This is a genomic window from Tatumella morbirosei (assembly GCF_000757425.2).
GTDB lineage: Bacteria > Pseudomonadota > Gammaproteobacteria > Enterobacterales > Enterobacteriaceae > Tatumella > Tatumella morbirosei.
The window spans coordinates 821165-837411 of sequence record NZ_JPKR02000004.1 but is presented as its reverse complement, the minus strand read 5'-3'; the positions used below and the strand labels follow the sequence as shown (position 1 = coordinate 837411).

Here is a 16247-nt window from a genome sequence, read left to right as displayed (position 1 = left end):
CAGTTTTTCATGATATCAAAGAGTCATATTATCGCTTTGTGAAATAACGACTTACCGAAGCATGCCTTAACATAGGTTATGGGATAATCCCAATAAATTCATAGTATTAGCTCATAATAAACGGGAAGATCACAGAATTTCATAAAAATTTATGCCATAAATTTTATTAAAAAAAACGCCACAACTGTGGCGCTTTTTGGTCAGTCATCACTATCAGACACCGACTTTCGTCCAGGTATCCCGCAAGCCTACGGTGCGGTTAAAGACTAATTTTTCAGGGCCTGAATAGACACTATCTGCGCAAAAATAGCCTTCACGCTCAAACTGATAAGAGAAAGATGCTTCCGCATTTTTCAGGCTCTGTTCTGCATATCCCTGACGGATCTGTAAGGAGTCAGGGTTAATCGCTGACAGGAAGTCATCTTCAGCGCCTGGATTCGGCACACTGAACAACCGGTCATACAGACGGAATTCAGCAGGGACGCCCGCAGCCACTGATACCCAATGGATGACACCTTTTACTTTACGACCATCAGCAGGATCCTTGCTTAATGTATCAGGGTCACACTGGCAGTAGATGGCAGTGATATTGCCCTCAGCGTCTTTTTCCGCCCGCAGAGCTTTAATCACATAAGCATTACGCAACCTGACTTCTTTACCCGTGACCAGACGTTTATATTGCTTATTCGCTTCTTCACGGAAGTCCGCGCGATCAATCCACACCTCACGGCTGAAGATAACCTCACGGCTCCCCATTTCCGGACGATTAGGATGATTTGGCATAGTCAGGACTTCAGTATGCCCTTCCGGCAGGTTTTCGATAATCACACGAACAGGATCCAACACCGCCATCGCACGGGGAGCATTTTCGTTCAAATCATCACGAATGCAGGATTCCAGTGATGCCATCTCAACGATATTGTCCTGCTTAGTCACGCCAATACGGCGACAGAACTCGCGAATAGCAGAAGCAGTATAACCCCGGCGACGAAGACCTGATACGGTCAGCATGCGCGGATCATCCCACCCTTCCACGACTTTATCAGACACCAGCTGAGTCAGTTTTCGTTTTGACATGACCGCATATTCCAGATTAAGCCTGGAAAACTCGTACTGACGTGGGTGAACTTCAATAGAGATATTATCCAGTACCCAGTCGTACAGGCGACGGTTATCCTGGAATTCCAGCGTACAGAGTGAATGAGTAATGCCTTCCAGCGCATCCGAAATACAGTGGGTAAAATCATACATCGGGTAGATGCACCATGCATTTCCGGTCTGATGATGCTCTGCAAACTTAATCCGGTACAGTACCGGGTCGCGCATCACCATAAAGCTTGAGGCCATATCGATTTTGGCACGCAGACAGGCGGTACCTTCAGCAAAGCCACCGTTACGCATTTTTTCGAACAACGCCAGATTCTCTTCCGGCGAACGATCACGGTAAGGGCTGTTTTTACCCGGAGAGGTCAGTGAACCGCGATATTCACGAATCTGATCAGGAGAAAGTTCATCAACATAAGCCAGTCCCTTCTGAATCAGTTCTGTCGCATAGTGATATAACTGATCAAAATAGTCTGAAGAATAATGAATCTGACCGTTCCACTGATAGCCCAGCCACTGCACATCACGTTTAATCGACTCCACAAACTCAACGTCTTCTTTAACGGGGTTTGTGTCATCGAAACGCAAATTACATTGTCCCTGGTAGTCCTCTGCAATTCCAAAATTCAGACAAATGGATTTTGCGTGACCAATATGCAGATAGCCATTCGGCTCGGGTGGAAAACGTGTATGCACAGTGTTGTGCTTACCGCTCGCCAAATCTTCGTCAATTATCTGACGAATAAAGTTAGTTGGGCGGGCTTCAGCCTCACTCATCTCAATTTCCTCAGTACGTAGATCAGGGTACTTTACCCATAACAGTTAACGGATATGATCCACAAAGCGACACCGGGAAACAACCGTTTGTTGATAAACAAAGATAAAAAAAGGCAGGAATTGCTTCCTGCCTGATAACCCTTGAGGCTGAATCAGCCTTTTATTTCATAAATGGCTGTTTCACCCGCAACTACCTGACTCCCTGCCAGCATTTTAAGCCCGCTGTAATCTTCGATATTACTGACCACCACCGGACTCACCATCGATTTCGCATGTGTGTTCAGATAATCCAGATCCATTTCCAGTACCGGCTGGCCGGTGACGACATTATCACCTTCATTAATCAAGCAGGTGAAACCTTGTCCCTGGAGCGATACCGTATCCAGCCCCATATGCACAATCACTTCAACTCCTTCTTCCGATATCAGACAAAACGCATGATGGGTTTCAAAAATTTTAACGACGGTACCATTCAGTGGTGCCACTACTGTCCCGCTGCTAGGTTTGATGGCCAGTCCGTCACCGACAGCTTTAGAGGCAAAAGCTTCGTCCGGTACTTCTTCCAGGGCAATGACCTCTCCACTGACCGGAGCCACCAGCGTGGCCACTACCGGCAATGTAGCATTACGTACCGCCTGGACCGGTGGGATCGCTTTCTGACGGCTTTCCTGAATGACTGCCCCACCGGCTGCTGCCACCGGACCTTTACTCAACACCGTTTTCATTGCTCTGGCAATGCTTTCAGCCTGGGTACCCACCACAATCTGAACGCTTTGCTTATTCAACCGAATGACACCCGCTGCCCCCAGTTTTTTAGCCTGGGCATCATTCACCTGATCAGCATCCGCTACATTCAGGCGTAACCTTGTAATACAGGCATCGATATTGGTCAGATTGCCTGAACCGCCAACCGCACCAATATAGCGGCGCGCCAAAGCTTCAGTGTCTGAATCATTGCTGACAGAATGGTCAACATCTTCATCATAACCGTCAGCCTCATCGCCACTCACCGCCAGTTCCCGGCCGGGTGTTTTCAAATCAAATTTGATGATGGTGTAACGGAATACCACATAGTAGATAACAAAGAACACCAGCCCTTGGGGTATCAGCATATACCAGTGGGTCGCCAATGGGTTACGGGTTGAAAGTGCCAGATCGACTAATCCAGCGCTAAAACCAAATCCGGCAATCCAGTGCATCGACGCGGCAATAAACACCGAAATTCCGGTCAGTACCGCATGGATCACATACAACACCGGCGCCACGAACATAAAGGAAAATTCCAGCGGCTCCGTGATACCGGTGAAAAATGCTGCAAAGGCGGCCGCCAGCATGATACTGCCCACTTTTGCCCGGTTCTCAGGGCGGGCACATTGCCAGATGGCCAGCGCAGCCCCCGGCAGGCCAAACATCATTATCGGGAAGAAACCTGCCTGATAACGACCAGTGATGCCGACAATACCTGTACCATTAGCAATAGATTCCGCACCTCCCAGGAATTTGGGAATATCATTAATCCCCGCAACATCAAACCAGAACACAGAGTTCAGAGCATGATGTAATCCGACAGGAATCAACAGGCGATTAAAGAAAGCATAAATACCCGCCCCGGCCGCGCCCATTTTCTGAATATGCTCACCGAATGACACCAGACCACCAAAGATCACCGGCCAGACGTACATCAGAATAAACGCGACCAGGATCATCAGAAAAGATACCAGGATCGGGACCAACCGACGTCCACTAAAAAACGACAGTGCCTTCGGTAGTTCGACATGACTAAAGCGGTTATAGACCTCCGCCGATAGGATACCCACCAGAATACCGACGAACTGATTATTAATTTTGCCAAATGCAGCAGGCACCTGATCAACCGGGATTTTCTGAATCATGGCGACTGCGGCGGGTGAACAAAGTGTGGTCACCACCAGAAATCCGACAAATCCGGTCAGTGCCGCCGAACCATCTTTATCTTTTGATAAACCGTAAGCGACACCAATAGCAAACAGCACCGACATATTATCAATGATGGCCGAACCGGATTTAATCAGCAAAGCCGCTAATGCATTGCCGGCACCCCAGGCCTCAGGGTCCAGCCAGTAGCCTACCCCCATCAGGATAGCAGCGGCGGGCAATGTGGCTACCGGCACCATCAGCGCACGACCAACCTTCTGTAAATAACCAAGTATTTTCACCAAATTCCCCCTTAACACAGGCCTTTAAACGCATATGCCTGCTGAACTTCATCTCATCAGACGTTCAGACAGTGCCAGCATGTAAACTCTGTGATTGAGTGTATGTAGTTTTTAATTCGCTTCGCAAATTAATTCCCATTTTATCATGACCAGGATCAACAAAAACCACTTTGCAATATGGATGCCACTAGCAATAAATCACCACTTATTTTATGATTTTAATTATCGATACAGCATCCGGATCACGGTGCTATTGTGTCTGATGTTAAGCCACCGGCCACCGGCACAACCTCACCGTTTACCGATTTACACACTAAATTGAGGTAATGTATGAGACTTATTCCGCTGGAAAGCTCTGCCAGTGTTGCACGCTGGGCAGCCAGACATATCACGCAACGTATTAACGCTTTTCGCCCAACGGCTGACCGTCCTTTCGTTCTCGGTCTTCCGACCGGCAGCACACCTCAGCAAACGTACAAATTCCTGATCGAAATGCACCAAAATGGTGAGGTCAGTTTCAAACATGTTGTCACCTTTAATATGGACGAATATGTCGGGTTACCGGTCGACCATCCGGAAAGCTATCATACCTTTATGTACCAGAATTTTTTTAATCATATTGATATTCCCGCTGAAAACATTAATTTACTGGATGGCACCGCGGCAGACGTCGATGCAGAGTGCCGTCGTTATGAAGATAAAATTCGCCAGTACGGCAAAATTCATCTGTTTATGGGGGGCGTGGGTAACGACGGGCACATTGCTTTTAATGAACCGGCTTCCTCTCTGGCGTCGAGAACACGAATTAAAACACTGACCCATGAAACCCGGGTGGCAAATTCCCGCTTCTTTGGGGGAGATGTCAGCCTGGTGCCTAAACATGCTCTGACTGTCGGCGTCGGTACCCTGCTCGAAGCCGAAGAAGTGATGATTCTGGTCAATGGTCAGGTAAAAGCTCAGGCTCTGCAGGCTGCCGTCGAAGGCAATGTTAACCACATGTGGACCATAAGTTGTCTGCAACTTCATGCGAAATCGATTATCGTCTGCGATGAACCTGCCACCCAGGAACTCAAAGTCAAAACAGTGAAGTACTTCCGTGAGATGGAAGCCGATAATATTAAAGATATTTAACTCAGTAAGTAATGCAGATAACTAATACCTGCCGGTGAAAACAGGTATTGGTTATCTCGTGGAGAAATCGAATGTACGCTTTAGTTAATGGCCGTATTTATACCGGATACCAGGTGCTTGATGATCATGCGGTAGTGATCAATAACGGACTGATTGAACGGCTTTGCCCCGTCAGCAAGTTACCGGAAAATACCCGTCGCTGTGATGTCGCCGGGGCCATTATTTCTCCCGGCTTTATTGATCTGCAACTGAACGGTTGTGGAGGCGTACAGTTCAATGATGATCTGTCAGCGCTGAGCATCGAAACACTGGAGATCATGCAGCGTGCTAACGAGAAGTCCGGCTGTACCAGTTTTCTGCCAACGCTTATCACCAGCACGGACGAAATGATCCATAAAGCAGTCGCTACTATGCAGCAATGGCTGGCAAAGCATAAGCATCAGGCTCTGGGGTTGCACATAGAAGGCCCTTGGTTGAACAAAGCCAAAAAAGGGACTCATAATCCGGATCTGATTCGTCCCTGTTCACCTGAGCTATTGCAATTTCTCTGTGATAACGCCGATGCCGTTTGCCAGATTACGCTGGCCCCCGAAAATGTCAGCGCTCAGGATATTGGTGCACTATGCGATTCGGGTATCGTGGTCTCAGCCGGACATTCTAATGCAACCTACGCCGAAGCGATGGCCGGATTCGATGCCGGAATTACCAGCGCTACCCATCTGTATAACGCGATGAGCGCAGCCTCCGGGCGTGAACCCGGACTGGCAGGGGCTATATTTGATGCCCCACAGGTCTATTGTGGAGTGATTGCTGACGGCCTGCATGTCCACTATGCAAATATTCGAAATGCTAAACATTTGAAACGCGATAAGTTGATCCTCGTCACAGATGCGACCGCTCCGGCAGGTGCTGACATAGAACAGTTCATTTTTGCCGGTAAAACAATATACTATCGTGACGGCTTGTGTGTGGATGAAAACGGTACGCTGAGTGGTTCTTCTCTGACCATGATTGAGGCAGTACGTAACAGCGTTGAACATCTCGGTATCTCTCTGGAAGAGACACTGAGAATGGCAACCCTGTATCCTGCCCGCGCCATGGGTGTAGAAAAACAGCTGGGAACCATTCAGCAAGATAAAGTGGCTAACCTGACTGTATTTTCACGTGAGTTTAAAATATTAAAAACCATCGTTAACGGTAACGAGGTTTTCAGCGGGTAAGTATTTAATGGGCACTGGCAGACAGACGCAAATTGGCAATATTGATCTTGTAAAGCAGTTAAACAGCGCAGCAGTGTATCGGCTGATTGATCAGGAGGGACCCATATCCCGTATCCAGATTGCAGAGATAAGCCAGCTTGCTCCCGCCAGTGTCACTAAAATAACCCGTCAGCTGATTGAGCGTGGTCTGATTAAAGAAGTTGATCAGCAAGCTTCCACCGGTGGACGCAGGGCCATTTCCATTATCACTGAAAGTCGCGGTTTTCATACCATTGCGGTACGACTGGGGCGCCAGGATGCCACACTGGCCCTGTTTGATCTTGGCGGTCAGTTGCTGACTGAACAGCACTACCCCATTGATCAGACCGATCAACAGGCGGTTGAACAGGCATTGTTTAGCGCTATTGAGGCATTTATTGCTCAGCAACGGCCTCTGCTGGATGAACTGATCGCTATTTCGGTTATTCTGCCAGGCCTGGTCGACCCGGTTCAGGGCATTGTACGTTTCATGCCGCATATTGGTAAAACCCACTGGCCTCTGGTCGACAATCTTACCGCCCGCTTTAATACCGCCAGTTTTGTCGGCCACGATATCCGAAGCCTGGCACTTGCCGAACACTATTTTGGTGCTACCCGGGATTGTGCTGACTCACTGTTGGTTCGGATTCATCGTGGAACCGGTGCCGGAATCATCGTCAATGGTAATATTTTCCTGGGCACTAACGGAAATGTTGGTGAAATCGGGCATATTCAGGTCGATCCACTGGGGGAACGCTGCTACTGCGGCAATTTTGGCTGTCTGGAAACTATCGCATCGAATAATGCTATCCTGCAGAAAGCGAAAACGCTGGTCGCACAGGGATATCCCGGCAAACTGAACGAGTCGACGATGACCATCTCAGATATCTGTCAGGCAGCAAACCAGGGGGATCCCCTGGCTCAGGGATTAATTAAAGAAGTCGGCACTCATCTTGGCAAGGCGTTAGCCATTGCCATTAACATGTTTAATCCTCAAAAAGTTGTACTGGCCGGTGAATTAACCGAGGCTGAAGCCATCCTGTTCCCGGTAATCCAGCGTTGTATTGATACCCAGGCACTGTGCGATTTTCGTCAGAATCTGCCGGTCGTCCGTTCGCAACTGGATAACCGCTCCGCCATCGGTGCTTTTGCCCTGGCTAAGCGAGCAATGCTTAATGGTGTACTGCTCCAGCATTTACTCGAAGAATAATCTCTCAACTTTGTACTGCTACTTCCGGACGACAACTGATGACGCTTAAAAATGTGATTTGCGATATTGATGGTGTGTTAATGCATGACAACACCGCCGTCAAAGGCGCAAAAGAGTTTTTACATGGATTACTGGAGAAAGAGATTCCGTTGGTGGTACTTACCAACTACCCTTCCCAGACAGAACAGGACCTGGCGAATCGTTTCGCCTCAGCCGGAATAAACCTGCCAGAGTCAGTATTTTATACTTCTGCCATGGCGACTGCCGATTTTATGCAACGGCAACAAGGGAAAAAAGCCTATGTGATTGGCGAAGGCGCGCTGATCCATGAACTGTATAAAGCCGGTTTTACCATTACCGATATCAATCCCGATTTTGTGATCGTCGGTGAAACGCGCTCTTTCAACTGGGAAATGATGCACAAAGCAGCATTTTTTATTGCCGGTGGTGCCCGGTTTATTGCCACTAATCCCGATTCTCATGGCCGGGGATATGTGCCAGCCTGCGGTGCATTGTGTGCAGGTATTGAACGAATTTCCGGACGTAGTCCCTTTGTGGTGGGCAAACCGAGCCCATATATTATGCGGGCTGCACTGAATAAAATGCATGCTCACTCAGAAGACACTGTCATTATTGGCGATAATCTGCGTACCGATATTCTGGCCGGATTCCAGGCCGGACTCAAAACTATTCTGGTGTTATCGGGTGTTTCTCAGGCGGCAGATGTCAACGATATGCCGTTCCGCCCGGACTGGATTTTCCCGTCAGTTGCCGATATTGATCTTTTCTGATCATAACTTTTACTGATAACCGGTGGCCCGCCAATCGCAGTCAGCGATTGTGGCACCGGTTTGTCAGACCTAAACCAGTCTTGTATTCACCGGTTTGCTCTTCTGCTGCCTGATACCCTGTAGATTAAAAAACAATCACACAGGGGTTTTTATTAAATTTCATCCAAAAAATCAGCCAAAAAAATGAATGAAAATCAAAATTTATTGCTGGGCTGCGATTATTTTCAATTCCCGGGCTAAATATCTTGCAATGGTTAGGTGAAATAGCGCATTTTCTTATACATCGCGCCCGGACAGGCGGCTATAAATCACGATTTTTGTATCAACAATATTACCGTATGTGAACTCAGGAGTAGATTATGTGTTCGATTTTTGGGGTTCTGGATCTGAAAACTGATCCCGTTGAATTGCGTAAAAAAGCGCTGGAACTTTCCCGTCTGATGCGCCATCGTGGCCCTGACTGGTCAGGTATTTATGCCGATGATAAGGCGATTCTGGCACATGAACGCTTATCAATTGTAGACGTCAATAACGGAGCGCAGCCACTGTACAATGCTGCCGGAACTCATGTTCTGGCCGTTAACGGTGAAATCTATAACCACCGTGCATTACGCGCAGAGTTGGGCGACCGTTATCAGTTCCAGACCGATTCTGACTGTGAAGTGATTCTGGCGCTGTACCAGGAAAAAGGCATTGATTTCCTTGATGATCTGCAGGGGATGTTTGCTTTTATCCTCTACGACAAAGAGAAAAACAGCTGGCTTATCGGCCGTGACCATATCGGCATTATTCCTCTGTACATTGGCTATGATGAGCACGGTAACCTGTTTGCTGCTTCTGAAATGAAAGCGCTGGTCCCAGTGTGTCGTACTATCAGTGAATTCCCTCCGGGAAGCTATATGTCCAGCACCGACGGGGAAATTCGCCAGTACTATCAGCGTGACTGGATGGAATATGAAAATGTCGCGAATAACAAAACCGATGCAGCAGCACTGAAAGAAGCCCTGGAAGAATCGGTGAAAAGTCACCTGATGTCTGATGTTCCTTATGGTGTTTTACTGTCAGGCGGTCTGGATTCATCGATCATTTCCGCAGTGACCAAACGTTTTGCGGCTAAACGTATTGAAGATCAGGATAAAAGTGATGCCTGGTGGCCTCAGTTGCACTCATTTGCGGTTGGTCTGAAAGGTGCACCAGACCTGAAAGCAGCTAAAGAAGTCGCGGATTCACTGGGTACCGTACACCATGAAATTCACTTTACCGAACAGGAAGGTCTGGATGCGATCCGTGATGTTATCTATCACATTGAGACTTATGACGTCACGACTATCCGGGCATCGACCCCGATGTATCTGATGTCACGTAAGATCAAAGCGATGGGTATCAAAATGGTCCTGTCGGGCGAAGGGGCTGATGAGGTGTTTGGCGGTTATCTGTATTTCCATAAAGCGCCAAACGCTAAAGAGTTTCATGAAGAAAACGTGCGCAAACTGGCGGCACTGCACATGTACGATTGTGCCAGAGCAAACAAAGCGATGTCTGCCTGGGGCGTAGAAGCACGAGTCCCGTTCCTGGATAAGAACTTCCTGGATGTGGCAATGCGTATCAACCCTGAAGATAAGATGTGTGGCAGCAATGGCAAGATGGAAAAACACATCCTGCGCGAATGCTTTTCCTCTTATCTGCCCCACAATGTTGCCTGGCGCCAGAAAGAGCAATTCTCTGACGGCGTGGGTTACAGCTGGATTGATACCCTGAAAGAAGTCGCTGCAAAACAGGTCACTGACCAGCAACTGGAGATGGCACACTTCCGTTTCCCGTACAATACGCCAACCTCAAAGGAAGCGTTCCTGTACCGTGAAATCTTTGAAGAATTGTTCCCTGTCGCCAGCGCCGCAGAATGTGTACCGGGCGGCCCGTCGGTGGCTTGTTCTTCCGCTAAAGCGATTGAATGGGACGAAGCGTTCAAAACCATGGACGATCCTTCAGGACGTGCGGTAGGCGTCCACCAGTCCGCTTACTGAGCTCTGTAAACAATTTCACTCTAAGGCCGCGCTCATCGCGGCCTTTTTTTCAGGTGTTATATCCTTTTTACTGGCCTCTTTTAGTTCAGTTTTCCCTCTGGCTTTCATCCGCAACGTATTGAATCCCTTTTACTCCTGTCACGCATTGTCGACATCAATAAACCGCCCCGGAGCAAAGTTGTCGCATAAAGCGATTAACAATTCGCCATAATGGTTATTCACCAGTCAAACAAACCCATTCTGGCAAAAAACGTCAAAAAATTTGTTGACGATCATGGGTCAACTCCGCATAATGCGCCCCGCAACGCCGATGAAGGTAACGCATAAAAACATGGCTACGTAGCTCAGTTGGTTAGAGCACATCACTCATAATGATGGGGTCACAGGTTCGAATCCCGTCGTAGCCACCAGTTTTTGCGGGAGTGGCGAAATTGGTAGACGCACCAGATTTAGGTTCTGGCGCCGCAAGGTGTGCGAGTTCAAGTCTCGCCTCCCGCACCATTTTACGTTATCTTCAGAGTTTAGCAGGTGGGATATCGCCAAGCGGTAAGGCACCGGTTTTTGATACCGGCATTCCCTGGTTCGAATCCAGGTATCCCAGCCAATTTTGATGTGCTTTGAGTTCCCTAAATCGAAGATGGGATATCGCCAAGCGGTAAGGCACCGGTTTTTGATACCGGCATTCCCTGGTTCGAATCCAGGTATCCCAGCCACATTGAATAGTTGTATTATGGCTACGTAGCTCAGCTGGTTAGAGCACATCACTCATAATGATGGGGTCACAGGTTCAAATCCCGTCGTAGCCACCAGACACTATTGGGGTGTCGCCAAGCGGTAAGGCACTGGTTTCTGATACCAGCATTCCGGGGTTCGAATCCCTGCACCCCAGCCAATTTTATAATTAAAAAAGCACCAAATGGGGTGTCGCCAAGCGGTAAGGCACTGGTTTCTGATACCAGCATTCCGGGGTTCGAATCCCTGCACCCCAGCCATTTTGAAAGCTCACTTCGGTGGGCTTTTTTCTTTTTAACCTCTTCTTTCATCGTTCCGCGCTGCTCCCTGAACTTTCCGGCTAAAAACCTTGATTACTGCCAGCAAAGCGCCTCTGTCAGCCCCTGATGCATCCTGCATAAGACGTAAAAAAACGACCCAAGGGTCGTTTTAGTTTCCGCAGAGCGGGCTGATATTGCCGTATCATCGCGTGATTATAATCCCAGAGCATAACTGAGGGCCTTTTTCTTTAGCCACCCTCCGCGCTGAGCAACCATCAGTCCCAGATTTCTTGCCAGCATCAACGGATGGCTCTGGTTACTAAATGCCAGATAGAATAAATCCATCCCGTTCTGCATCAGAAGATTATCTTTATAGCGTTTGCGCTGGTAGCGTTTCAGTACCGACATTTGCCACCATTCACTGCCAGTACGTTTGGCGTCGGCCAGTACCTCAATCAGTGCATCAACATCCCGGTAACCCAGGTTAACGCCCTGCCCCGCCAGAGGGTTTATGGTATGAGCCGCATCACCCACCAGAGCCAGTCCCGGGCGAACATACTGGCTGGCATGACGTCGGGTCAAGGGAAATGCGCCTGCAGACAGCACCCTGACTTTACCCAGTCGTGATGGAAAATGACGGGAAACTTCTTCCGTGAGTTGTTCCGGCGTCATTTTCACTAACTGGCGAATGCGCGACACACTGTCGTACCATACCAGAGAAGCAAAATTTCCATACAGTGGCAGGAAAGCCCGTGGCCCCTGAGGGGTGAACTGCTGCCAGGTGCTGTCACCCGGCGCGTCTTCGCATTCCACCGAAATCAGCATGCAGGATTGTGAATAGTCCCAGCCACTGACGCCAATCCCGCCCTGACGCCGAACCTGCGAATTGGCTCCGTCAGCCCCGGTCCACAGTCGGGTGGTTAACTGCTGATGATTATCCAGGGTCAGTTGCCAGGAGTCTCCCTGATATTGCGCAGAAGATATGGCTGCCGGACAAATCACTGTGATGCCCTGTTCCTTCATTTTTTCCCACAGCGCCCATTGCAGGACACTGTTCTCCACCATATAGCCTAATTCGGGTAACCCGAGCGAATCTGCATCGAATACTGCGTGGGCGTTTTGCCACTCCCAGGTTTCCAGACGGCGATAAGGCGCACAGCGCATCGCTGCAATAGACTCCCAGACTTCAAGTTCTTTCAACAGAGCGACAGACGCAGCACCTATCGCTGAAATCCGCACATCTGGTGGGCGCCGGGAGTCAAAAGGACGTGGCTGCTGATGCTCAATGACCGCCACTCTGAAGTGATGTCTGGCCAGACCGCAGGCCAGTGCGGCACCCACCATGCCTGCACCGGTGATGACCACGTCAAACTGCTGTTGCTGCATGTTATTATCCTTCCCAAGACAGATACCCGCTGATGACCGGGTAACGTTACTCAGGACAGTGTACCGGAAAATTCTCTGACAATCAGAAAAGCCGCTACACTGGTCACAACAGCAGCAAAGCATTACAATGTGTCGCCTGCACATCCTTGCACTGAATTAATGGCCAGTTTGATGACAAAAAAATTGCATATTAAGACCTGGGGCTGTCAGATGAATGAGTATGATTCATCTAAAATGTCAGACCTGTTGAACACTACCCATGGCTTTACGCTGACCGAAAATGCGGAAGAAGCCGATGTATTGTTGCTCAATACCTGTTCCATCAGGGAAAAGGCCCAGGAGAAAGTGTTCCACCAGTTGGGACGCTGGAGAACACTGAAAGAGAAGAATCCGGACCTGATTATCGGGGTCGGAGGTTGTGTTGCTTCCCAGGAAGGTGACCATATTCGTCAGCGCGCCCATTATGTGGACATTGTTTTTGGTCCGCAAACTCTGCACCGCCTGCCGGAAATGATTAACAGCGTCCGGGGTGACCGCAGCCCGGTAGTCGATATCAGTTTCCCTGAAATTGAAAAATTCGATCGTTTACCGGAACCACGGGCCGATGGCCCGACGGCTTTCGTCTCGATTATGGAAGGCTGTAATAAATACTGTACTTTCTGCGTGGTGCCTTACACCCGTGGTGAAGAAGTCAGCCGTCCAAGCGATGATATTCTGTTTGAAATTGCCCAACTGGCCGCACAGGGCGTACGTGAGGTCAATCTGCTTGGCCAGAACGTTAACGCCTATCGTGGTGAAAACTTTGACGGCTCAGAGTGCAGTTTTGCTGACTTATTACGTCTGGTGGCCGCTATTGATGGGATCGACCGCATTCGCTTTACCACCAGCCACCCGATTGAATTTACCGATGACATCATCGATGTCTATCGTGATACTCCGGAACTTGTCAGTTTCCTGCATTTGCCGGTACAAAGTGGTGCCGACCGTATCCTGACACTGATGAAACGCGCCCATACCGCACTGGAATTTAAGGCTATCATCCGTAAACTGCGGGTGGCCCGTCCGGATATTCAGATCAGCTCAGATTTTATTGTCGGTTTCCCGGGTGAAACCAGCGAAGATTTTGAAAAGACAATGAAACTGATCGCTGATGTTAATTTCGATATGAGCTTCAGCTTTATTTATTCTGCCCGTCCGGGAACACCGGCAGCGGATTTGCCTGATGATGTCAGTGAAGAAGAGAAAAAACAGCGTCTGTGGGTATTGCAGGAACGAATCAATCAACAGGCCATGGCATGGAGTCGTCGGATGCTGGGAACCGTTCAGCGTGTGCTGGTAGAAGGTACCTCCCGTAAGAATCTGATGGAATTGTCAGGACGTACCGAAAATAACCGTGTGGTTAACTTCGAAGGGACTCCGGAGATGATCGGTAAGTTTGTTGATGTCGAAATTGTCGATGTTTATCCGAACTCACTACGTGGTGTGGTAGTACTGACCGAAAAAGATATGGGACTGCGAGTCACTGAATCACCGGCCTCTGTCATCGCCCGTACCCGTAAAGAGAATGAATCCGGCGTTGGTGTCTGGCAACCCTGATTTGCCTGTCTGTTGCGGCTGCACTCTGTTGCCGCAAATTTACCTGTCCGGGGCTGGAATTTCCCGATCCAGCCCCGATATCTTGTTTTACCATTGCATCTCTCGTAAACAGCATAAATACTTTGCTATGTCTCCTTGAATCAGAAGGAACATTCGTTGCTGACTAACCGGCCCTAAGCGACCCATAGGATTACTTTGAATATCGAAACCCGCGAAATTGCCCTCGAACCCGCAGACAATCAACGTCTGCTCAGTCTGACCGGCCCTTTTGACGATAATCTGAAACATCTGGAGCGTCGACTGGGGATAGAAATTAACCGGCGTGATAACCGTTTTACGTTGTCAGGGAAACCTCTGTGCGTCGATGCCGCAGAACATATTCTGAAGACATTGTATGTCGATACTGCCCCGGTCCGTGGTCAGAATAAGGATATCGATCCTGAAGATATTCACCTGGCCATCAAAGAGAGTCGCGTTCTGGAACAAACCGCGGAGAGCGTGCCGGACTATGGTAAAGCGGTCAACATACAGACCCGACGTGGTGTGATAAAACCGCGCACACCTAATCAGGCCAGCTATATTGCCAATATTCTGGATCATGATATTACCTTTGGCATTGGTCCTGCCGGTACCGGTAAAACTTATCTGGCGGTAGCCGCCGCTGTCGATGCACTGGAACGCCAGGAAATTCGTCGTATTTTGCTGACCCGCCCTGCGGTAGAGGCCGGTGAGAAACTGGGCTTTTTACCGGGGGACCTTAGCCAGAAGGTAGACCCTTATCTGCGCCCCCTTTACGATGCCTTGTTCGAAATGCTCGGCTTTGAACGGGTTGAAAAACTGATTGAGCGTAATGTTATCGAGGTCGCTCCACTGGCTTATATGCGTGGACGTACTCTCAACGATGCCTTTATCATCCTGGATGAGAGCCAGAACACCACCATCGAGCAGATGAAAATGTTTCTGACCCGTATCGGCTTTAACTCTAAAGCGGTGATCACCGGCGACGTGACACAAATCGACTTACCGCGAAATGCCCGTTCCGGACTGAAACATGCGATTGAAGTGTTGTCCGGAGTAGAAGAACTTAGTTTTAATTTCTTCCACAGCGAAGATGTGGTACGCCATCCTGTTGTTGCAAGGATTGTGGTGGCCTATGAAGCCTGGGAAGAAGCAGACCAGAAACGCCGTGAGCGCCTGGCTGAAGAGCGTAAACGTGATGCGCTGTCCCCCCCTCAGGAGAATGTATGAGCAGTACCGTAACACTGGATTTGCAGAATGTCTGTGAAGACACTCAGGGGTTGCCCGATGAAGCATTATTTTTGCGCTGGCTGACGGCAGCGGTTTCCCCGTTTCAGCCGGAGAGTGAGGTGACTATCCGGCTGGTGGATGAAGCCGAAAGCCATGAACTGAACCTGACTTATCGGGGAATGGATAAACCCACCAATGTGTTGTCGTTCCCGTTTGAGGCACCGCCAGGCATCGATAACCTGCCGCTACTTGGCGATCTGATAATCTGCAGACAGGTGGTAGAGCGGGAAGCCGCAGAGCAGCAGAAGTTGCCTGAAGCCCACTGGGCACATATGGTCGTGCATGGAACTCTGCATCTGTTAGGCTATGACCACATAGAAGATGAAGAAGCTGAAGAGATGGAAGGGATAGAAACTGAGATAATGCTTGCTATGGGCTATCCTGACCCGTACATTTCCGAGAAAGACATCGATTGATGTCCGGTTAACCCCGGCCCCCTGCTGTCAGTGTCGTTACCTGACAGCGTAAAATTCAAATACAGTGAGTACTAAATAA

Annotated in this window: 11 protein-coding genes and 7 tRNA genes; 15 read left to right on the top strand and 3 right to left on the bottom strand. The window is 49.1% G+C overall.

Annotated features, from left to right (window positions below; genetic code table 11):
* Nucleotides 1-213: 213 nt before the first annotated feature.
* The gene (gene glnS, locus HA49_RS15340) at nucleotides 214-1881 is read right to left on the bottom strand and encodes a glutamine--tRNA ligase (RefSeq protein WP_038019125.1); all 1668 of its coding nucleotides are present in this window, start codon (nucleotides 1879-1881) and stop codon (nucleotides 214-216) included.
* Nucleotides 1882-2033: 152 nt separating this feature from the next.
* Nucleotides 2034-4070: an N-acetylglucosamine-specific PTS transporter subunit IIBC gene (nagE, locus tag HA49_RS15335; RefSeq protein WP_038019519.1), complete on the bottom strand. Its 2037-nt coding sequence runs from the start codon at nucleotides 4068-4070 to the stop codon at nucleotides 2034-2036.
* A 336-nt stretch (nucleotides 4071-4406) separates the two neighbouring features.
* Here nagE and nagB point away from each other — a divergent pair, with 336 nt between their 5' ends.
* From nagB to HA49_RS15275, 12 genes are all read left to right on the top strand, one after another.
* Entirely contained in the window at nucleotides 4407-5207 is an 801-nt protein-coding gene (gene nagB / locus HA49_RS15330) for a glucosamine-6-phosphate deaminase (RefSeq protein WP_038019122.1), read from the top strand.
* Between the two features lie 71 nt (nucleotides 5208-5278).
* Nucleotides 5279-6427 carry an N-acetylglucosamine-6-phosphate deacetylase gene (gene nagA / locus HA49_RS15325; RefSeq protein ID WP_038019121.1) on the top strand — a complete coding sequence of 383 codons (1149 nt, stop codon included), beginning with the start codon at nucleotides 5279-5281 and terminating at the stop codon, nucleotides 6425-6427.
* A gap of 7 nt (nucleotides 6428-6434) precedes the next feature.
* Entirely contained in the window at nucleotides 6435-7655 is a 1221-nt protein-coding gene (gene nagC, locus HA49_RS15320) for a DNA-binding transcriptional regulator NagC (protein WP_038019118.1), read from the top strand.
* Between the two features lie 38 nt (nucleotides 7656-7693).
* Nucleotides 7694-8446 (top strand): HAD-IIA family hydrolase, encoded by a 753-nt coding sequence (locus tag HA49_RS15315; RefSeq protein WP_038019115.1) that lies wholly within the window; start codon nucleotides 7694-7696, stop codon nucleotides 8444-8446.
* A gap of 359 nt (nucleotides 8447-8805) precedes the next feature.
* A complete protein-coding gene (gene asnB / locus HA49_RS15310) occupies nucleotides 8806-10470 on the top strand; it encodes an asparagine synthase B (protein WP_038019112.1) in 1665 nt (554 codons plus the stop codon).
* Between the two features lie 333 nt (nucleotides 10471-10803).
* Nucleotides 10804-10880, top strand: a tRNA-Met gene (locus HA49_RS15305).
* A 6-nt stretch (nucleotides 10881-10886) separates the two neighbouring features.
* Nucleotides 10887-10971, top strand: a tRNA-Leu gene (locus HA49_RS15300).
* A 28-nt stretch (nucleotides 10972-10999) separates the two neighbouring features.
* Nucleotides 11000-11074 (top strand) — tRNA-Gln (locus HA49_RS15295).
* A gap of 34 nt (nucleotides 11075-11108) precedes the next feature.
* Nucleotides 11109-11183 (top strand) — tRNA-Gln (locus HA49_RS15290).
* A 19-nt stretch (nucleotides 11184-11202) separates the two neighbouring features.
* Nucleotides 11203-11279: transfer RNA gene (locus HA49_RS15285), tRNA-Met, on the top strand.
* An 8-nt stretch (nucleotides 11280-11287) separates the two neighbouring features.
* Nucleotides 11288-11362: transfer RNA gene (locus HA49_RS15280), tRNA-Gln, on the top strand.
* A 25-nt stretch (nucleotides 11363-11387) separates the two neighbouring features.
* Nucleotides 11388-11462: transfer RNA gene (locus HA49_RS15275), tRNA-Gln, on the top strand.
* A 213-nt stretch (nucleotides 11463-11675) separates the two neighbouring features.
* Here HA49_RS15275 and ubiF read toward each other — a convergent pair.
* Nucleotides 11676-12848: a 3-demethoxyubiquinol 3-hydroxylase gene (ubiF, locus tag HA49_RS15270; RefSeq protein WP_038019109.1), complete on the bottom strand. Its 1173-nt coding sequence runs from the start codon at nucleotides 12846-12848 to the stop codon at nucleotides 11676-11678.
* A gap of 171 nt (nucleotides 12849-13019) precedes the next feature.
* On the opposite strand from ubiF, the gene miaB reads away from it, so the two are divergent.
* From miaB to ybeY, 3 genes are all read left to right on the top strand, one after another.
* On the top strand, nucleotides 13020-14444 hold the full coding sequence (gene miaB, locus HA49_RS15265) for a tRNA (N6-isopentenyl adenosine(37)-C2)-methylthiotransferase MiaB (RefSeq protein ID WP_038019516.1): 1425 nt from the start codon (nucleotides 13020-13022) through the stop codon (nucleotides 14442-14444).
* A gap of 195 nt (nucleotides 14445-14639) precedes the next feature.
* Nucleotides 14640-15692, top strand: a complete 1053-nt coding sequence (locus tag HA49_RS15260) for a PhoH family protein (RefSeq protein ID WP_038019106.1) — start codon at nucleotides 14640-14642, stop codon at nucleotides 15690-15692.
* Nucleotides 15689-16168, top strand: coding sequence for an rRNA maturation RNase YbeY (gene ybeY / locus HA49_RS15255; RefSeq protein ID WP_038019104.1), 480 nt, complete (start codon nucleotides 15689-15691; stop codon nucleotides 16166-16168). The genes HA49_RS15260 and ybeY overlap by 4 nt, the downstream gene beginning before the upstream one ends.
* Nucleotides 16169-16247 lie beyond the last annotated feature (79 nt).